This is a genomic window from Nocardioides zeae, assembly GCF_010686755.1.
Taxonomy (GTDB): domain Bacteria; phylum Actinomycetota; class Actinomycetes; order Propionibacteriales; family Nocardioidaceae; genus Nocardioides; species Nocardioides zeae.
On record NZ_JAAGXA010000003.1, the window covers coordinates 266,210 to 285,258 of the forward strand.

18 protein-coding genes are annotated in these 19,049 nt (G+C 73.1%); all 18 read right to left on the minus strand.

The features are described 5' to 3' along the window. Positions 1–4 precede the first annotated feature (4 nt). On the minus strand, positions 5–1,252 hold the full coding sequence (locus G3T38_RS06235; RefSeq protein WP_163771228.1) for an MlaD family protein: 1,248 nt from the start codon (positions 1,250–1,252) through the stop codon (positions 5–7). Next, positions 1,249–2,763: an MlaD family protein gene (locus G3T38_RS06240; protein ID WP_163771229.1), complete on the minus strand. Its 1,515-nt coding sequence runs from the start codon at positions 2,761–2,763 to the stop codon at positions 1,249–1,251. The genes G3T38_RS06235 and G3T38_RS06240 overlap by 4 nt, the downstream gene beginning before the upstream one ends. Then, positions 2,760–4,010 carry an MCE family protein gene (locus G3T38_RS06245; RefSeq protein WP_163771230.1) on the minus strand — a complete coding sequence of 417 codons (1,251 nt, stop codon included), beginning with the start codon at positions 4,008–4,010 and terminating at the stop codon, positions 2,760–2,762. The genes G3T38_RS06240 and G3T38_RS06245 overlap by 4 nt, the downstream gene beginning before the upstream one ends. A 2-nt stretch (positions 4,011–4,012) precedes the next feature. Then, positions 4,013–4,834, minus strand: coding sequence for an ABC transporter ATP-binding protein (locus tag G3T38_RS06250; protein ID WP_163771231.1), 822 nt, complete (start codon positions 4,832–4,834; stop codon positions 4,013–4,015). Positions 4,835–4,864: 30 nt separating this feature from the next. Continuing rightward, entirely contained in the window at positions 4,865–5,665 is an 801-nt protein-coding gene (locus G3T38_RS06255) for an MlaE family ABC transporter permease (protein WP_163771232.1), read from the minus strand. After that, positions 5,662–6,546: an MlaE family ABC transporter permease gene (locus tag G3T38_RS06260; RefSeq protein ID WP_206675799.1), complete on the minus strand. Its 885-nt coding sequence runs from the start codon at positions 6,544–6,546 to the stop codon at positions 5,662–5,664. The genes G3T38_RS06255 and G3T38_RS06260 overlap by 4 nt, the downstream gene beginning before the upstream one ends. Before the next feature lie 202 nt (positions 6,547–6,748). After that, positions 6,749–7,861, minus strand: a complete 1,113-nt coding sequence (locus tag G3T38_RS06265) for an NDMA-dependent alcohol dehydrogenase (protein WP_163771233.1) — start codon at positions 7,859–7,861, stop codon at positions 6,749–6,751. A 140-nt stretch (positions 7,862–8,001) separates the two neighbouring features. Then, positions 8,002–8,391, minus strand: a complete 390-nt coding sequence (locus G3T38_RS06270) for an SCP2 sterol-binding domain-containing protein (RefSeq protein ID WP_163771234.1) — start codon at positions 8,389–8,391, stop codon at positions 8,002–8,004. A 73-nt stretch (positions 8,392–8,464) separates the two neighbouring features. After that, the gene (locus tag G3T38_RS06275; RefSeq protein WP_163771235.1) at positions 8,465–9,721 is read right to left on the minus strand and encodes a cytochrome P450; all 1,257 of its coding nucleotides are present in this window, start codon (positions 9,719–9,721) and stop codon (positions 8,465–8,467) included. A gap of 43 nt (positions 9,722–9,764) precedes the next feature. Next, entirely contained in the window at positions 9,765–9,971 is a 207-nt protein-coding gene (locus G3T38_RS06280) for a ferredoxin (protein ID WP_163771236.1), read from the minus strand. Positions 9,972–9,976: 5 nt separating this feature from the next. Then, on the minus strand, positions 9,977–11,479 hold the full coding sequence (locus tag G3T38_RS06285; protein ID WP_163771237.1) for an aldehyde dehydrogenase family protein: 1,503 nt from the start codon (positions 11,477–11,479) through the stop codon (positions 9,977–9,979). Between the two features lie 157 nt (positions 11,480–11,636). After that, positions 11,637–12,617 carry a hypothetical protein gene (locus G3T38_RS06290; protein ID WP_163771238.1) on the minus strand — a complete coding sequence of 327 codons (981 nt, stop codon included), beginning with the start codon at positions 12,615–12,617 and terminating at the stop codon, positions 11,637–11,639. A 7-nt stretch (positions 12,618–12,624) separates the two neighbouring features. Then, entirely contained in the window at positions 12,625–13,803 is a 1,179-nt protein-coding gene (locus tag G3T38_RS06295; RefSeq protein ID WP_163771239.1) for an aromatic ring-hydroxylating oxygenase subunit alpha, read from the minus strand. 142 nt (positions 13,804–13,945) lie between these two features. Beyond that, a complete protein-coding gene (locus tag G3T38_RS20995; RefSeq protein ID WP_194247564.1) occupies positions 13,946–14,386 on the minus strand; it encodes a hypothetical protein in 441 nt (146 codons plus the stop codon). Then, positions 14,383–15,276 (minus strand): alpha/beta fold hydrolase, encoded by an 894-nt coding sequence (locus tag G3T38_RS06305; RefSeq protein ID WP_163771240.1) that lies wholly within the window; start codon positions 15,274–15,276, stop codon positions 14,383–14,385. The genes G3T38_RS20995 and G3T38_RS06305 overlap by 4 nt, the downstream gene beginning before the upstream one ends. Further along, complete coding sequence (locus G3T38_RS06310; RefSeq protein ID WP_163771241.1) at positions 15,266–16,507, minus strand: FAD-dependent oxidoreductase; 1,242 nt, start codon at positions 16,505–16,507, stop codon at positions 15,266–15,268. Before G3T38_RS06310 ends, G3T38_RS06305 begins: the two co-directional genes overlap by 11 nt. Beyond that, positions 16,504–17,298 carry an enoyl-CoA hydratase-related protein gene (locus tag G3T38_RS06315; protein WP_241728540.1) on the minus strand — a complete coding sequence of 265 codons (795 nt, stop codon included), beginning with the start codon at positions 17,296–17,298 and terminating at the stop codon, positions 16,504–16,506. The genes G3T38_RS06310 and G3T38_RS06315 overlap by 4 nt, the downstream gene beginning before the upstream one ends. 87 nt (positions 17,299–17,385) lie before the next feature. Beyond that, positions 17,386–18,921, minus strand: a complete 1,536-nt coding sequence (locus tag G3T38_RS06320; RefSeq protein ID WP_163771242.1) for a class I adenylate-forming enzyme family protein — start codon at positions 18,919–18,921, stop codon at positions 17,386–17,388. Between the last annotated feature and the right edge of the window lie 128 nt (positions 18,922–19,049).

Here is a 19,049-nt window from a genome sequence, read left to right on the forward strand (position 1 = left end):
GTCGTCAGTCGTCGTAGCTGCGGCCCCAGGCCTGGCCGGCGCCCGGGTAGGCGTCGACGTCGGCCAGGGGGTCGGGCAGGCTCAGGGTGTGGAGGCCGGGGAAGCTCAGCTGCGCGCTGAAGTAGTGCTTGTCGGGCCCGTAGTTGCCGCTCAGCAGGTCGTGCAGGCTGAACAGGCGCCCCGCGTCGGGGACGTACGGCGCGAGCTCCGTGAGGAACGGGTCGGTCAGCGCGAGGGTGCGGCCCAGGCGGGTCACCACCGGCCGGAGGTCCGCCACCGCCGGCACGAGGGCCCGCACCGCGGGCTCCGCCTCGCGGGTGAACTGCTGCACGGTCTGCGCGACCGGCGGGGACTCCGTGAGGAAGCCGCGCAGGTCGGGCACCGCGGCCACGATCTCGTCGACCGAGGGACGCAGCGCCGCGGCCGCGTCCGCGACCTGGCCGATCGGCTCGTGCACCGCGGCCAGGCCCTCGCGGGCGGTGACCAGGGTCTCCGGCGCGCGCTGCAACGTCTCGTCGAGCGGCGCACCGCCGTCGACGGCCACCGCCTCGAGCGTCGTGGCCGCGCCGTCCAGGAGGCCCGCGAGCTGGTCCTCGCGCCCGACGAAGCTGGTCGCCAGCCGGTCGGCGGAGACGAGCAGGCCGTCGAGGTCCGTCGCCGGGTCGTTGAGCGCCGCGCCCAGCACCTGGGTGTCGGCGAGCAGGTCGGGGGCGACGGTCGTGACGTCCTGCAGGTCCTGGCCGTGGCCGAGGAGGCCGCCGCCGAGGTTCTGCACGCCGGTCGCCAGGCCGGCCCGGGACTCCTCCGGGAACGCGGCGAAGACGTCGTCGAGGCTGGTCGCGTCGACCGTCTGCTCGTCGGGGATCGCCCCGTCGAGGTCACCGGCGGCCTCCGTGCCCGGGTCGATCTCGACCAGCTTCTTGCCGAGCGCCGACTCGTTGCCGATGCGGGCGGTCGCGTCGGCGTGCAGCGCGTGCTCGCCGTCCAGCCGCATCGTCACGAGGGCGTCGCCCTCGACGTACTCGATGTCGGTGACGATGCCGACCCGCACCCCGTCCTGGGTGACCTTCTGCTGCTTCTTCAGCGTGCCGGCGTCGGCGAAGACCGCCTGCACCTCCGTGTAGGAGCGCGCCGGCAGCTCGCCGCCGGTCTGCACCGTCATCCCGACCCAGGCGATGGCACCGCCCACGGCGATGGTGACGACGCCGACGCCGAACTTGCGGACGTCGTCGCGGTGGAGGTTCCTCGTCATCGCTGTCCTCCCAGGAGCATGCCGAGCAGGTTGCGTTCCTGCGTCGCGTCGAGGCCGGTCGCGCCGCCGCTGCCGGGGTTGCTGGTGGTCCCGGACTGCTGCCGGCTCGCCGCCGGGGGCGTCGGCCCCGCCTGCGGCTGGAAGAGGCTGCCCAGGTTGCCGAGCAGCCCGCCGAGGACGTGGTCCGGGTCGTCCGTGTCGAGCTGGCCGAGGGTGCCCTCCACCAGCTCCCCCGACTGGTCGAGCACGGTGCCCGGGTCCGGCAGGGTCACCAGGTCGCCGTCGCCGGGCGTCTGCCCCCCCGCGAACGGGTCGGGCAGGTTGAGCTCCGGGAGGGCGTCCACCCCGAGCAGCGCGTTGAGCGAGGCGGGCGTCACGTGGAAGACGCCGCGGAAGTAGTGACCGTAGGCGTCGCGGCCGTTGGTGCTCAGCGCCCACTTGCGCACGAACTGCATGAGGTCGTCGAGGTGCGCGTCGAGGAGCACCTCGCCGACCGGCTCGAGCCCGGCGGCCGTGCCCTGCAGGTCCGCGCCCGACGCCCGGAGCTGCTCCGCGACCGGGGCGGCCTCGACGAGCAGCCGGTCGGCCTCGGCGAAGACCTCGTCGAAGGAGTTGAAGGCCGGCGTCGCCTCGTCGGCGAACACGTCGATCTCGCCGGCGATGACGTCGAGGTCGTCGGTGACCGGCCGCAGCTCGTCGAGCACCGGCGTCAGCTGGGTCGACAGCTCGTCGAGGGCCACGAACGTCGCCTGCGCCTCCGCCAGCGTGCCCGGCAGCTCCGCGACGGTCGCCTCGATGCCCTGCTGGTTGGCCGCGAGCGTGCCGAGGGCGGTCTCCGTCGCCGCCAGCAGGCGGTCGAGGTCGGCGCCGCCGTCGCGGACGAGGGCCGCCGCGACCGGGTCCGCCGACTCCACCAGGCTGCCGAGCGCGGCGTTCTGCTCCCGCAGCACGTCGCCGAGCTCGTCGATCTCCCCCATGGCCGGCGCGAGCGCCGACAGCGCCTCCGCCACCTGCTCGCCGCTGCCGGTGAGACCGGTCCCGGCCTCCGCGACGAGGGCGGCGAGCGCCGCCGAGGTCGGGTCGTCGAAGGTGTCGAGCACGGCCTGCAGCGTCACCGCCGTCTCCGTCTGCTCGACCGGCACGACGTCGCCGTCGAGGTCCCCGGCGTCGGCCGAGCCGGGCACGAGGTCGACGTAGTTCTCGCCCAGCAGGTTGATCGGCTTGATGACCATGCGGGCGTCGCGGTGGACCGGCAGCACGCCGTCCTCCACGTCGAGCCCGACGCGGGCGACGCTGCCGTCGAGCTCGATCGAGGTGACCTCGCCGACCTTGACGCCGGAGGCGCGGACCTCGCTGCCGACCTCGAGCGGGCTGGCGTCGACGAAGACGCCGACCAGGTCGGTGCGGTCGGTGGCCGTGCCCCGCGCCAGGACGGCGACGACGAGGACCGCCACGAGGGCGACGGCGATCCCGGTCAGGACCGTGCGGGGGAGGTGGAGGGCCGCTCTCATGAGATGTCGTCTCCGTTCGCGTCCGTCCAGGACTGGCCGGCGATCGAGCCCGGTGCCGGTCGGGCGTCCTGGTAGGTGCCCGGCAGGGGGATGCCGGGGTTGCCGACGACGCTCGTCGTCGACGCGGTGATGAGGGCCCGGGCGTAGTTCCCGGTCGTGTTCTGGCTGCCGAAGATGCCGACCCAGTTGCTCAGCCAGCCGGCCAGCTCGGGGGTGTAGGGACGCAGGAAGGCGACCATCGGGTTCAGCTGGTCGAGGGCGCTCGAGGCCGTCGGCAGGGCGTCGTTGAGACCGTTCACCAGCGCGGGCGTGGCCGTGAGGAGCTCGTCGGCGTCGGCGAGGGTGGGCGTCAGGTCCTCGAGCACCGGACGCGCGTTCGCGAGCACGGGCCGCAGCGTCGCGGCGATCTCCGGCAGCGGGTCGGTCAGGGGACGGAGGTCCTGGAGCAGCTCGCGGGCCGCACCGATCGGCGCCACCGCCCCGTCGAGCGTCTGCTCGGCGGTCGCCAGGGTGCCGGGCAGCCGCTCGAGGGTGGCGCTCAGCGCCTGCTGCTGGCCGGCCAGCTCGCCGAGGGCGGTGCGCAGGTGCGTGACGCTGGCGGACAGCTCGTCGTCGCGGGAGGCGACCGTCTGCGCGACCCCGGACAGCTCGGTCACGAGCGCGCGGATCGCGGGCCCGTCCTCGCCGACGGCCCGCAGCACCTCGCCGAGGGCCTCGATCGTCGGACCGGCGGCGCGGATGGTCTCGTTGAGGTCCGCCTCGCTGCCGCTCAGGGCGTTGTCGAGCTGCACCACGAGGCCCTGGAGCGACCTTCGGGTGGGCTCGTCCAGCAGCGCGAGGAGGTCGTCGAGCTCGACCGCCTCCACGTTCTCGGTGACGAGGTGGCCCGACGGCATCGCGGCGTTCCCCGCCGCGCCGGGCAGGAGCTCGAGCACGCGGGCGCCCAGCACCGACTCCCAGGTGATGCGTGCCGACGTGCCCGACGGCAGGGGTGCGTGGTCGGGATCGACCGCGACCGTCACGACGGCCTGGCCGTCGCGGACGCCGACCTCCTCGACCGACCCGACCGTCTCGCCGTCGAGCAGCACCCGACCGCCCTCGAACGCCTGGTTGGCGCTGGGCATGACGAAGGTGAGGGTGTACGGCGTCGAGGTCGAGGCCCGGAGCACCGTGAAGGCCACCAGGAGCAGCGCCGCGACGAGGCCGAGCCGCACGACGGTGCTGGAGCGGGGCAGGGACAGCGCCATCGTCAGTCCATCCCCAGGGGGCCGTCGGCCGCGCCGGCGAGGAACTGGCGCACGAACGGGTCGCTCGACCCGAAGGCCTCGTCGGCGGCGCTGTGGTGCTGGATCTTGCCCTTCCAGAGCACCGCGACGTAGTCCGACAGCGTCCGCGCGCTCGGGATGTCGTGGGTGATGACGATGTAGGTGCCCCCGTGCTCGCGGTGGACCTCCGCGATGAGCTGGCACAGCAGCTTGGTGCGCACCGGGTCGAGACCCGAGTCGGGCTCGTCGAACAGCACGACGTCGGGTCGCATGACGAGCGCCCGGGCGAAGCCCGCCCGCTTGCGCATGCCGCCCGAGATCTCGTTGGGGGCCTTGTCGACGGCCGCCTCCAGGCCCACCTCCGCGAGGTGCGTCATCACGGTGTCGCGGATCTCCCGCTCGGACATCTGCGTGTGCTTCCGCAGCGGGAAGGCGACGTTGTCGTAGAGGTTCATCGACCCGAACAGCGCGCCGTCCTGGAAGAGCACGCCGAAGCGCTTGCGCAGCTCGTAGCGCTCGACGGGCGGGACCCGCCAGATGTCGTTGCCGAACACCGACACCTCGCCCTCGTCGGGCTCCAGGAGCCCGACGATGTGCTTGAGGAGCACGCTCTTGCCCGTGCCCGAGGGCCCCAGGACGGTCGTGATGGCGTCGTCGGGGAAGCCCAGGTCGACCCCGTCGAGGATGGGGGCGTTGCCACCGAACGCCTTGCGGACGCCGCGGAGCTCGATCGGGTGGGTGCCGCGCGGCTGGTCGAGGTGCGAGGTCGCCGGTGCGTGCCGGCGGACGGGGGCGTCGACGGACATGGGAGGTGCCTCCAGGTGGGGGGTCACGGGTCAGTTGCCGATCGGGGCGTTGGGGTCGTTGCCGTAGAACAGCTGGACCAGGGCCATGCCGATGACGCTGACGAGGACGAGGTTGACGAGCATCGACTGGGCGGTGTTGCGGCCCACGCCGACCGGCCCGCCGGCGGCCGTGAAGCCGTAGTACGACGCGACCAGCAGGATCGTGAGGCCGAGGAACGTGCCCCACACGATCGCGATCACGAAGTCGCGGAAGTTCTGGAAGAGGAAGAGGAAGTACTCGAAGCCGCCGGAGGAGACGGTGCCGAGGAACTCCACGTTGAACAGGTAGCCCGCGTAGAAGTTGACGGCCATCGCCGAGACGAAGAGCAGCGGCATCACGATGATCCCGGCCACCACCCGCGTGCTCGCGAGGTAGGGCACCGACCGCACGCCCATGACCTCGAGCGCGTCGATCTCCTCGCTGATCCGCATGGCGCCCAGCTCGGCGACGATGCCGCAGCCGACCTTGGCCGCCACGATCCAGCCGAAGACGACCTGGATGATGCCGCGCATGCCGGCCACCGAGTTCACGGCCGCGATGTAGCTGTCGATGCCGATGTTGCTGAACAGGAAATGGGCCGTGAGGCCCAGGACCGCGCCCAGCATGAACAGCATGAAGAAGATGACGAGCCAGTTCTGGCGGATCAACGAGCCGGCGTGGCGCACGATCTCGCCCGGGTAGAGCCGGATCGCGACGGGGATCTCGCGCAGCACCTGGAGGGCGAAGTCGACGAACGACCCCACCTCCTCGAGGCGGCGCTCCACCCCGGCGCGGGGGGCGACGTCGGTCATCGGAACGCCCCCAGCCCCGGGACGACGCCGAGCAGCAGCGAGTTGTAGGCGAGCTGCAGGATCCAGACGGCGACGAACGAGAGCACCACCGCCTGGTTGACCGAGCGTCCCAGCCCGATCGCGCCGCCCGAGGCGTTGAGGCCCTTGTAGCAGCAGATCGTGCCGATGAGCAGACCCACCAGGAAGTGGTTCGCCACGACCGAGGCGACCTCGACGGGCGACATGTTGGAGAAGAGGTTGGAGTAGAAGTGCGACGCCGGCATGCCCGCGACGTACGCCGCACCGATCTGCATCGAGAACATCGTGATGAGCATCGAGGGGATCGCCAGCAGGGTCGTGATGAAGGTGATCGACAGGACGCGCGGCACGGCGAGGTCGCGCACGGGGTCGATGCCCATGACCTCCATGGCGTCGATCTCCTCGCGCACCTTGCGGGCCCCGACGTCGGCGGTGAGCGCGGTGCCGATGACGCCCGCCACGACCATCGAGTCGATCCACATGCTGAAGGTGCGGATGGACTGGAGGAAGAGCAGCGGTCCGAACAGCTGCGAGGCGCCCGCCATCGCGAAGAACTGCACCGTCAGGATCGACATGAACATGAGGAACCCGAAGAGGGCGGCGGCGATCGGGATCCAGGCCTGGCGGATGGTCAGGTACATCTCGTCGACCACGGACCCCCAGTAGCCCCGCGGGTGCCGGACGGCGCTGTGCACGATCCGACCGAGGAGGAGGATCATGCCGCCGGCCTCGAGCACCGGGGTCCGCACCGCCGCCGGCACGCGGCCGAGCACGGCGTTCGCGCGGCCGTCGTAGGGGCCGGCGGGGGCCGGAGCCGGGGGCTCGGCCGGTGGTGGTGGCTCCACCGGGACTGTCATGATCATGGGACACCTCGGACACGGGAGGGGTGGGAGGGCCGGGCGGCCTCCGGCGGCGTCCGGTGGGACGCCGCCGGGGCGGTCAGCCCGGGAGCGGCTGGCCCCCGTCGGCCGGTCGGGGCGACGGGTGGTCCACGTCACACACAACGACCGGGACCGACGGGGGGTTACGCCTAAATCTGATGCGTTTAGGTTCTGGTGGGAGGGATCAGAACTGCACGACGCCGCGGAGGTTGATCCCGGCGTGCATGTCCGCGTAGCCCTGGTTGATCTCCTCCAGGGGGTAGCGGCGGGTGATCAGCTCGTCGAGCAGGAGGTTGCCCTCCTTGTAGAGCCGGAGCATGTCGGTGATCGCGCGCGTCGGCTGCATCATGCCGAAGAGCGACCCCTGGATGCGCTTCTGGAACATCGCCAGCTCGAACAGGCTGGTCGGGATCCCGACCTCGTCGATGTTGCACATGCTGGTGAGCACCACCGTGCCGGCCTTGCGGATGGCGCTGACCGCCTCGGCGACGTGCTCACCGGTGACGATGCCGACGGTGACGATCGCGGAGTCGGCGCCCTGCCCGTTGGTCAGGGCCTGCGCCAGGTCCTGCGCCAGCGGCATGGACTCGAACGCGTCGGTCGCCCCGAGCTTGAGGGCCATCTCGCGGTGGAACGGCGCGGGGTCGACGGCGATCACCCGCGAGGCACCCGCGAACTTCGCGCCCTGCACGGCGTTGATGCCGATGCCGCCGACGCCCATGACGATGACGACGTCGCCGGGCCGCACCTGGGCCGCGTTGACGGCGGAGCCCCACCCGGTCGGCACGCCGCAGCCGACGAGGGCAGCGGTCGCGAGGGGGATGTCGTCGTCGATCTTGACGGCCGCCCACTCGGGGAGCACCGAGTACTCCGAGAACGTGGAGACCAGCGAGCACTGCCCCACCGGGTCGCCGGACTCGGTGTGGAGCCGGTAGGTGCCGTCGAGCTGCGTGCCGAGCATCATGTAGGCACCGTTGTCGCAGAGGTTCTGCTGACCGCGGGCACACCAGGTGCAGCGACCGCAGCCGGGGATGAACGCCGCGACCACGTGGTCGCCCACCTTCAGGTCACGCACCCCCGGGCCGACCGCCTGCACGACGCCCGCGCCCTCGTGGCCGCCGCAGAACGGGTAGGACAGCGGCGGCACGTCCCCCTTGGCGTAGTGGTCGTCGGAGTGGCAGAGCCCGGCAGCCTCGAAGCGCACCAGCACCTCGAACTCCTGCGGGTCGCCCACCTCGACCTCGATGATCTCCCAGTCCCCCGGTCCGTCCATCAGGACGGCTGCCCTCGACTTCATCTGCTCCACCTCTCCGTGGTCGGCGTCGGCGCCGTGTCGTTCGTGGTTCGTGCGTGGTCGTGCGTGGTCGTGCGTCGTGCACGCAGGGCGCGGACGGGACGTCGGCGCCGGGGCGGGCCGCGGCGGGCCCGCCGGGCGGATCACTCGAAGTCGATGCGCGACATCGCGGTGATGACGTGCTGGAACGCCGACATGTTCTTCAGCAGCTGCGACATCTTGCCGCGCACGCGCAGCTGGCCCCGGGTCATGGCGACCGTGGGGTTGATCGACCCGTCGAAGCACCCGCGCCACACGTCGGAGGAGCCCGAGATGACGAAGTCGGCCTTCTCCACGTCCTGGGGCTCCGCGTGGCGGACCTCGGTGACCTTGCCCTGGTCGAAGACGGTGAAGAACTCGCCCTCGATGGGCGCCTCGTACTTGTAGACCATCGTGTAGGAGAGGTTCTTGCCCTTCTCCTTCCACTCCGGGTCGTTGTTCAGCTCGTCGGCCATCGCCTGGTAGAACTCCACGGTTCCGAGCTTCACTGCCATGTCGGTGCTCCTTCGCTGGTGGTCGCGCTGGTGGTCGCGCTGGTGGTCGCGCTGGTGATGAGGTGGGGACGGGTCACGCCGGGCCGAGCAGCAGGTGCAGGCTGGCGACGCCCTTGATCTGGCTCATGTGCCGGACCGGCGGGCGGTCCGGGTCGAGGCGGTAGTCGGGGAAGCGGCGGTGCAGCTCCTCGAACGCGATCCGCAGCTCCAGGCGGCCGAGGTGCGAGCCGACGCAGCGGTGCGGCCCCGCGCCGAACGCCAGGTGCGGGTTGGGCTCGCGGGTGAAGTCGACCTCGTCGGGCTCCTCGAAGACCTCCGGGTCGCGGTTCGCCGCACCGAAGGGGATGAGGATCTTGTCGCCGGCCCGCAGCTGCACGTCGCCGACGACGACGTCCTCCTTCACGACCCGGGCGGGGATCACCGCGGACTCGTAGCGGAGGAGCTCCTCGACGGCCGCCGGGATCACGTCGGGGTCCTCGGCGAGCTGGTGGCGCTGGTCGGCGTGCTCCGCCAGGTAGATCACGCTGTGGCACAGCGCGCCCTTGACGGTGTCGAGACCGGCGATGAGCAGCAGGAACAGGATGTTGAGGATCTCGAACTGCGTGAGGTCGCGGTCGCCGAACGAGCCGTCGAGCAGGATCTGCGTGATGTCGTCCTCGGGGACGTCCTGCTCGTCCCGCTCGTCCATCATCTCGGCGAAGTAGGCGTAGACCTGCATGGCGGCGCCCATCCGCGCCTCCATCGCCTCCTCCTCGGAGGCGCCCGGGACGCCGAGCACGATCACGTCGACCCACTCGTGGAACTGCTCCGCGTGCTCCTGGGGCCAGCCCATCATCGCCAGGAAGACGCGGGTGGGCAGGGGCTTGGCGAAGTCGTTGAGGAAGTCGACCTGCTCCTTGCCCTCCATGGCGTCGAGCAGCTCGGTGACGATCTCGAGGATGTGGTCCTCCATCGCGCGCATCCGCTTCGGCGAGAAGAGGGGCGTGATGATCTGCCGGTACGTCGTGTGGTCCGGCGGGTCGACCTCGATGGGGATCATCGGGCCGTCCTGGCCGATCGAGCCCGGCACGTTGACCGACTCGCTGGAGAACACGCCGGGGTTGCGGCACACGTCGTGGATGTCCTCGTAGCGCGTCAGCACGTAGTGCCCGCCGTAGAGGTCGGAGTGCGCGACGGGGCGCTCGGCCCGCATCGCGGCGTACCGCTCGTAGGCGACGTCCGCCACCGCGGGGCTGTGGACGTCGAAGTCGGTGGCGATCTCGGGGCTGTCGGCGGAGAACCGGGCCCCGGTCACGGGGCACGTCGCGGAGTCGGCCTGCTGGGTGGTCATGGCTGCCTCTCGTTCGGGAGGGTCGGGATGGGGGACGACGCGCTCAGGCGTCGGCGACCTGGACGGCCCGCTCGGGGCAGTTGCGGCGGGCCCGGTCGAGCGCCGCCTCGGTGGCGGCGTCGTCCGCGCCGGCGACGACCACCGGGAAGCCGTCGTCGTCCGGCTCGAAGATGGCGGGCGCGAGCGTGTAGCAGCGCCCGTGGCCCGCGCAGAAGTCGCGGTCGATCGTGATGCGCGAGCGGTCGGTCATGGCGCTCACTCCCACTCGCTGCCGACGACCCCGTAGGGCCGGGCGCCGACGTCGGCGTCCAACGCCGTGTAGAGGCTGCGGGTCACCGTGTAGGCGAAGAGGCCCTCGGGACCGAGCTCACCGCCCACCCCGCTGCGCCCGCGTCCGACGAACGGCGTGCGGGCGACGTCGGCCTGCGCGGCGTCGTTGACCCAGGTGAGGCCGCCGCGGAGGCGGAGCGCGACCTGGCGGGCGCGCTGCAGGTCGCCGCCCCAGACCCCGGCCGCCAGGCCGTACGGCGTGTCGTTGGCCAGCCGGATCCCGTGCTCGACGTCGTCGTAGGTCTGCACGACGAGCACGGGACCGAAGACCTCCTCGCGCACGACGGGGTTGTCGGGGGCGGCGTCGACGATCACGGTCGGCGTCACGTAGTGACCGCCCTCGGGCACGCCGACCGGCGGCGTACCGCCCACCAGCGCCCGACCGCCGGCCTCCAGGCCGGCCGAGACGAGCTTCTCCACCCGCTGGCGGGCCGCCTCCGAGATCACGGGGCCGACGTCGGTGGCGAGGTCGGCGGCCGGCCCGAGCGACACCGCGCCCGCCCGCTCGGCGAGCAGGTCGAGGTAGTCGTCGCGCTGCGACGCCGGGACGAGCATGCGGGTGAGCGCCACGCACGCCTGGCCGGCGTGCATGAGCGAGCTGAAGAGCATGCCGCGCACCGCCAGCTCGGGGTCGGCGTCGGGGAGCACGAGGCCCGGGGACTTGCCGCCCAGCTCGAGGACGACGTCCTTGAGGCCGCGGGCGGCGGCTCCCATCACGAGGGAGCCGACGGCCGAGCTGCCGGTGAAGGTGAGGAGGTCGACGCCGGGGTGCTCGGCGAGGGCCTCGCCGGCCACCCGGTCGCCGTGGACGAGGTTGAGCACGCCCGGCGGGATGCCGGCCTCGGCAGCGGCCCGGGCCAGCGCGTCCGGACCGTACGGCGTCAGCGGCGACGGCTTGAGCACGACGGTGTTGCCCGCCAGCAGGGCCGGCGCGACCTTCCAGACGGCCATGAAGAGCGGGAAGTTGTAGGGCGAGAACGCGCCGACGACACCGATGGGCTCGCGGTGCAGCTCCCACTGGCCGAAGCCCGGGGTCGTCTGCACGGGGTAAGCCGCGGGGGCCGCCAGCAGCGGCGCCATGTCCGCGAAGTCGCGGAGGTGGGCGAGCGGGGCGCCGACCTGCATCATCGGCGCGAAGCGCGCCGTGGAGCCCGAGTCGGCGACGAGGTCGTCGACCAGCCCGTCGAAGCGCGTCTCCAGCACCCGCGCGAGGGCGCGCAGCCGGTCGGCCCGGTCGGCCGCGCTCATCCGGCGCCACGAGCCCGTGTCGAACGCCCGGCGCGCCGCGGCGACCGCGCGGTCCACGACCGTCGTGTCGCTGTCGGGCACCTCGGCGATCTGCTCACCGGTCGACGGGTCGTCCACCGGCAGGGTCGCCCCCGCGTGCTCGACCCACTCGCCGTCGATGAAGTTGGCGAACCTCCGCATGGATCCTCCTCCGTCCGCTCGGCCCGACTCTCGGCCTCCGGAACGCGGCCCTGTGGCCTGCGTCACGGCCTAAAACTTATTGCTGTAGGTTTTTGGTGTCAACGGGTCCGGCGGGATTTACCGAACTGTTTGAGGTGGAGGAGCGGGAGGGCCCGACTCAGCCGACGGCGCGCTGCGTGGCGTCCGCCCGGTAGAGCACGTCGGACTGGTCGTGCACGAACCCGAGGTTCCGCGACACCGACACGAGGTCCCGGTCGGAGGCGTCGACGTAGAGCTGCCCCAGGCGGGCACCTTGCTCCTGGATCCGCAGCAGGCCCGTCACGAGCACCCGACGGAGCTCCGCGCGGTCCAGCTCCACGTCGCCGAGCAGGTCGAGCACCGCCGTGCGACGGGCCGGCTCGTCCGCGTCGGCACCGATGGCGAGCACTGCGACGTCGGCGGAGGTGATGAGGGAGCTGCGTCGTCCGCGGGTCTCCCGGTCGACCGGCGCGAGCGTGGCGAGGTGCTCCTCCGGCATGCGGGTGCCGTGCAGCCGCTCGCCGTCGACCGGCTCGATCGCCGGGTCGCCGGGCGCGTCGCGGTCGACGCCGTCATCGCGGAACGGGCGGGAGCCGCCGACCGCGCGCAGCACCTTGAACACCTCGGCGCTCCGGGTCGCCGCGAACCGTCGCGACATGCGCTCGGCGGCGGGGTGCCGCCCGTGGGACCACGCCCGGAGGGCGACGATCCCGCGGGAGGCCCAGCCGTCGTCGCGGTCGGGGTCGGACAGCTGCTCGAGCAGGAGCGTGGAGACGCCGAGCGAGCGCAGCTCCGGCCGCACGACGAGCTGCACGAGGGCACCTCCCCCGGCGTCGACGTCGGCCCGGAGGTAGGCGACCACGGTGCCCTCGGGGAGGTGGTCGTGGGCCGCGCTGCCGCGCTCCTCGCGGGGCAGGAGCGTCACCACGAGCTGCTCCACCCGCTCGGCGGCACCGATCGGTCCCGCCGCACCCGTCGGCTCCCCGCCCTGCCCGCCGTCGGGCACGAGGGCCGTCGAGAAGCCCGCCTCCTCGTCGTACGCGACCGCGCTGCGCAGCAGCTCGGCCACCTGTGCCTGCTCGTCCGGGGCGAGCCGGTCGCGCCACGCGTGCCTGATCACCGCGGCGTCACTCCTCGCCGGCGTCGAGCAGCCGCCGGAGCATGCGCTGGAAGACCTGGTTGGCCACCTCGTTGCGGCCCAGCAGCATCGACCCCGCGTTGCGGCTGCGCATCCCGCGCTGGGAGGCCCGCAGCACGGGGAAGTCCTCCTCGTGGAGCACCGCGATGAGGATCTGCCAGTTCTTCTCCCACAGGCGCTCGTAGCGCTCCTCGTCGAGGCCCATCTGCTCCGCCGACGGCACCATGAGCCGCATCTCCATGACGCAGTGCTCGGCCGACGTGGGGTGCGGCCGGAACGTCAGCAGCTGGAAGTGGTCGGGCTGCTTGAGCAACGTCGTGTTCGGCCCGAGGAAGTGCGTCTCCGTCACGAAGTCGACGAGGCTGCGGTCGCCCGGGTCCTCCTCGAGGAAGCGGTCGATCGTCTTGCGCGGCGCGACGAAGCGGCAGTGGTTGCCGAAGTCCTCGAAGGCCAGGACGTTGGTGTGGATGTGCTTCGCCGCGGTGTTCGGGTGGGCGTACTGGATGTGGTACCCGTCCAGGAACGCGTCCTGCATGATCTTCCAGTTCACCGGCTCGGCGAACCCCTCGGAGCGGATGCAGTGGAGGTCGGCGATCGGGTACGTCGCGAGGATCGCGTCCATCTCCTCGCCGAGCCAGGCCTTCACGTCGATCTCGCCCTCGGCGTTGTCGACGACCCACACGAAGCCGTGGCGCTCCTCGCAGGGCAGCTCGACGAGACCGTGCTGGGCGCGGTCGACGTCGCCCACCGTGTTGTCCCGGGTGATGGTGCGCAGCGAGCCGTCGATGTCGTAGCTCCACCGGTGGTAGCGGCAGGAGAAGAGCCGGCAGCGGCCGCTCGCCTCCTCCTCGAGGAGCGCTCCGCGGTGGCGGCACAGGTTGACGAAGGCCTTCACCCCGCCGTCGCGCTGCCGCACCACGATCGCGTTGTTGCGGGGCAGCTCGACGGTCTTGAAGTCGTAGGTGCTCGGGATCTCCGAACCGTGCAGCACGATCGACGGCACGCGACCGAAGACGAGGTCCCGCTCGCGGCGGGCCAGGTCGGGATCCGTGTAATCCACCGCCTCGAACGGGCTGACCTTCTCCATCTGGTCCGTCGTGTCGTTGCGCAGGTGCTCGAGCGCTCGGCGGATGCGGGCCTCCCGGTCCGCGACGACCTCTGCGTCCATCGTCCTCATCCCTTCCCGGGGTCGACGACCGGCCTCCGAGCCGGTCGTAAATCTAATGACATAAGTTATTCGGGGACCGCGACGGTGGCAAGGGCCGGACCGCGGAGGGGCCTCGGGAGACCCCCGCGAGGCTCCGGGAACCTCAGCCGAGGCAGAGCGCGCAGGGCGTCATGCCGGCGGCCTCGAGGACCGACCGCCGCCCGGGCGCCGTGGTGACGCCGGCGACCTGCGCGCACCCGGCGGCGTGGACGACCAGCTGCCCCGGCACGAAGACGACCTCGTCCGACGGCTCGGGCTCGGGCTCCGGGTCCGGCGCGGGCTCCACCTCAGGCTCGGGCTCCACCTCGGGCTCGGGCTCCACCTCGGGCTCGGGCTCCACCTCGGGCTCGGGCTCCACCTCGGGCTCGGGCTCGGGCTCCGACGACCGGGTGCGCCACCAGGGCACCAGCCACCGGTCGGCGACGAGGGCGAGGAGCGCGACCAGGGCCAGCGCGCCTCCGGCGACGACGAGGGCGGTGCGGTCGTCGTACGCCCCCCAGCCCAGGGCGGCGGCCGCGGCCGCCAGCAGGATCCAGACGATCACGATGCGCGCTCCTCCCCCGCCGGCGGGCCCACGAGCCCGCGGCGGTCCAGGAAGGCCAGCACCTCGGCGGTGAAGGCCTCGTTGCTCTCCCCCACGACCATGTGGGCCGCGCCGGGGACCGTGCGCCACTCGCCGTCGGCGAGACCGGCGACGAAGGTCGCCGCGTGCGCGGGGGTCACGATGTCGCTGTGCTCGCCCCGCAGGAGCAGCACCGGTGGGCGCAGCGCACGGGCGAGCTCCGCGAAGAGCGCGGCCTCCTCCTGCTCGCGTCCGGTGCGACCGTCGTCGAGCAGCGCCGGGTCCCAGCGCCAGCGGTAGCGGCCGTCGTCGCAGCGCCGGACCAGGCGGCGCACGGCGTCGGGACCGGTCGCCCGCCCCGGAGGCCGGGGGGCGCCCGCGTCGAGGTGCGCGGCGGCGGCCTCGAGGCTGGCGAAGCCGACGACGCCGGCCCGCATGAAGGCGAGCACCCGTTCGCGGCCGGCCGTCGCGTAGCTGGGCGCGATGTCGACGAGCACGACGGCGCGGCACCAGTCGCCCGGGTGGCGCGCGGCCGCCGCGGCCGCCGCCTGACCGCCGAGGGAGGCGCCCACCAGCACGACGGGGCCACCCGTCCGCTCGGCCACGGCGGCGACGTCGTCCCCGAGGGTCGGCAGCGTGTAGTCACCGCCCGGCGACCAGTCGCTGTCGCCGTGGCCCCGCAGGTCGACGGCGACGCTGCGGACGCCGGCGTCGGCGAGACGCGCGGCGGTGCGGCGCCAGGAGCCTCGGCTCTGGCCGCCGCCGTGGAGCAGCACCACCGTCGGGTCGCCACCGCCACCGCCTGCAGGGGACCCGGCGTGGGTCACGGCGAGCCGGACACCCGTCGGCAGCTCCCAGTGCTCATCCCGCACGACGCGCTCCCAGCACCTCGTCCCACCCGGCACGGGCGGCGACGTGACGACGTTGCCGGACCAGCACGCCGGGCCGGTCGACCGCGAGGACCGCGCCGACGCGGTCCGCGCTGCGGACGACGACGGCCCAGCCGTCGGCCGGCGCGCCCCACGGGTCGCCGTCGAGCACGGCGACCTCGTCGACCCCGCCGTGCAGGGCGCCCGCGAACTGGATCCGGTGGCCGTGCCAGACCGACCAGAAGTAGGGGACGACGGCGCACTCCTCGCCCGCGTCGCCCCGGAGGCCGAGCACCGCGTTGCGTCCCGCCACCTCACCCTGGTCGCCGGCCGCGGTCCACTGCTCGATCCGCTGCTCGGCGCCGTCCCAGGCGTTGGTCCACCGGGCCACGTCGCCGGCCGCGTGCACCCCGGGTGCGGCCCGCAGGGTGGCGTCGCAGCGTACGCCGTCGCTCACCTCGAGGCCGCTGCCGGCGAGCCAGTCGGTGGCCGGGTCCGCGCCGATGCCCACGACGACCACGTCGGCGGCCAGGCGCGAGCCGTCCGACAGGTCGAGGACCACGCCGGGGCCGTCCGCCCCGGCGGCCCCGGCGGCCGTGGCGGCCACGACGCTCGTGCCGCAGCGCAGGTCGACGCCGTGGAGCGGGTGCAGGCCGACCACGATCGCGGCCAGCGGGGGACCGAGCACCCGCGCCAGCGGGGTCGGTCCGGCCTCGAGGACGGTCACCGAGGCGCCGCGCGCGACGGCCGCCGAGGCCACCTCGCCGCCGACGAAGCCGGCCCCGACGACGACCACCCGGGCACCGGGCACGAGGGCCGATCGCAGCCGGCGGGCGTCCTCGAGCGTCCGCACGACGTGGACGTGGTCGGCGACGCCGGGCGCGTCCAGCACCCCGAGCCGCCGGGGGCGGGCGCCGGTGGCGACGACGAGCGCGTCGTACGGCAGGTCCCCGGAGTCGGTCGCGAGCACCCGGGCCACCGGGTCGAGCCCGGTCGCCCGCGTCCCGAGCCGCAGGTCCACCGGGCACTCCGCCGCGTCGGGCAGGTGCCACGCCGGCGGGGGCTCAGGGTCGTCGACGAGGGCGGCCTTGGTCAGCGGGGGGCGGTCGTACGGCGCGTGCGGCTCCTCGCCGACGAGCGTGACCCGGCCGGTGAACCCGGCGTCACGGGCGCCCTGGACGGCACGCGCGCCGGCCAGCGAGGCGCCGACGACGACGAGGTGCTCCTCACTCACCGTCCGCTCCAGCGGGGCTCGCGCTTCTGGGCGAAGGCTCGCGGGCCCTCGCGGGCGTCCTCGCTGCGCAGCACCCGGCGCATCGCGTCGGCGTTGAGGTCCCACGCGGGGCCCTCCCACGCCGAGTCGAGCGTCGCGGTGCGGTGCAGCATCTGCTTGGTCTCCCGCACCGCCACGGGAGCGTTGGCGGCGATGCGACCGGCCAGCTCGAGCGCGACCTCGAGCACGGTGCCCGCCGGGGCGACCCGGTTGACGAGGCCCCAGCGCAACGCCGTCGCCGCGTCCATGGGCTCGCCCGTGAGGGCCAGCTCGGCGGCGACCTTCCAGGGCAGCTGCCGCTGGACGCGGATGACGCCACCCGCCGCCGCCATGAGGCCGCGCCGCACCTCGGGCAGGCCCAGCGTGGCCGCCTCGTCGAGGACCGCGAGGTCGGAGGCGAGCACCAGCTCGGTGCCGCCGCCCAGGGCGAAACCGTTGACGGCGGCGATCGTCGGCGTCGTCACGAAGTGCTGGACGTAGCCGGCGAAGCCGCGCTCGGGGTGCTCCGGGTCGTCGATGCGCTCGCCGGCGGCGATGGCCTTGAGGTCGGCCCCGGCACAGAAGGCGCGTCCGGTCCCGGTGAGCACGATGGCGCGCACGTCGGGGTCCGCCTCCGCGGCCGCGAGGGCCGCGCCCAGCTGCTGGGTGACGGCCCGGTCCACCGCGTTCATCGCCTCCGGCCGCTCGAGGGTGAGGACGGCCACGTGCTCGCCGCTCCGGCGGGAGGTCACGACGGGTGCTGCGCTGCTCAACGGGGACTCCTGGTGGGGACGGTGTGCAGGCCGGGCTCGGTGAGGGAGCCGAGCCCGGCCCGGTTCGGGGGCGGGCAGGACGGGCGGTCAGCGCACCTTGTCGAAGTCGACGTGCACGTCGGCGTAGTCCTGCTTGATCTGCGGCTTGGCGATCTTGCCGCTGGGCAGCCGTGGCAGCGGGTCCTCGCGCAGCACCACGTAGCGCGGCACCTTGTAGTCGCTCAGCTGCTGCTCGCAGTGCGCCACGACGTCCGCTGCGGTGAGGTCGGGCGAGGACGGCGTGATGATGGCCGCCGGGGTCTCCCCGAACTTCTCGTCCTTCGCGGGGATCACCGACACCTCGGCGACGCCGTCGAGGCCCATGAGGACGCGCTCGATCTCGATGGGCGACACGTTGATGCCGCCGGTGATGATGAGGTCCTTGAGGCGGTCGGCGAAGGCGATCCGCCCGTCGGCGTCCTTCCGCCCGATGTCGCCGCTCCGCAGCCAGCCGTCGGCGGTGATGACCTCGGCGGTGGTCTCCGGGTCGCCCCAGTAGCCGGGGGTGACGCCCGGGCCCTTGATGAGGATCTCGCCCTCCTCGTCGGGACCGACCTCCTGCCCGTCGGCGTCGACGATCTTGAGCTCGGTGAAGATCGAGCCGTAGCCGCAGGTGGCCGGGTGGTCCTTCGCCTCGTGGCGCAGCGTGGCGGTGGCGACGCCGCCCGCTTCCGTCATGCCGTAGATCTGGCGGAGCGTCACGCCCTTGGCCGCGTAGGCCTCGAGCAGCGGCACGGGGACCGCCGCGCCGCCGACGATCGCCGTGCGCAGCGACGACAGGTCGGCCTCCGCGAACTCCGGCGTGCGGCTGAAGGCGTCGAAGATGAGGGGCACGCCGAAGACCGCCTGGACCCGGTGCTCCTCCATGAGGCGCACCGCCCGCCCCGGGACGAGGTCCTTCTCGATGACGATCGTGCCGCCGAGGACGGTGGTCATGAGCACGCCCCAGACGAGGCCCGGGGTGAAGGCGAGCGGGAGCACCAGCAGCGACGTCGAGCCCTGGCGGAACCCCTCCTCGGTCAGGCTGGCCTCGAACACGATGCTGAGCAGCGACTGGTTGGTGAGCACGACGCCCTTGGAGCGCCCGGTCGACCCGCTGGTGAAGAGCACGGCGATCGGGTCCGTCGGCTCCCGGTCGACGCGAAAGGCGTCGGTCGCCGGGTCCGGCTCGGCGTCCCGCAGGCCCACGACGTCGGCGAACGCGGTGACCTCGTACGGCGCGCCCATCCCCGCCGCCTCCCGGGCGACCGCGACGACGGCATCGGAGGCGATGACCCGCGCGAGACCGGCGTCGTCCGCGACCTTGCGGAGCTCGGCCGGCTTGAAGCGACTGTTGAGCGGCACCAGGACGGCTCCGGCCTTGATGATGCCGAGCGCCATGGCGGACCAGGGCAGCGAGTTCTCGGCGAGCAGGCCGACGCGGTCGCCGGGGACGATCCCCGCGTCACGCAGGTGGACGGCCACCCGGCTGCTCCAGGCCTCGTAGCCCTGGTAGTCGAGGCTCTCGCCGTCGACGACGATCGCGGTCTGCTCCGGCTGCGTGCGTGCCCACCAGGCAAGCGCCGAGCCCACGGTTGCGGACATGGGTACTCCTTGTCGGTGCGGCCCCGGTGGGACCGGCGGTCGGGACGGATCGGGCCCGAGCCCCCGGCAGCCTCGCGACTGCCGTTTATCTACAGGCATTAGTTATAGAGAGTGATGCGCGTCACTGT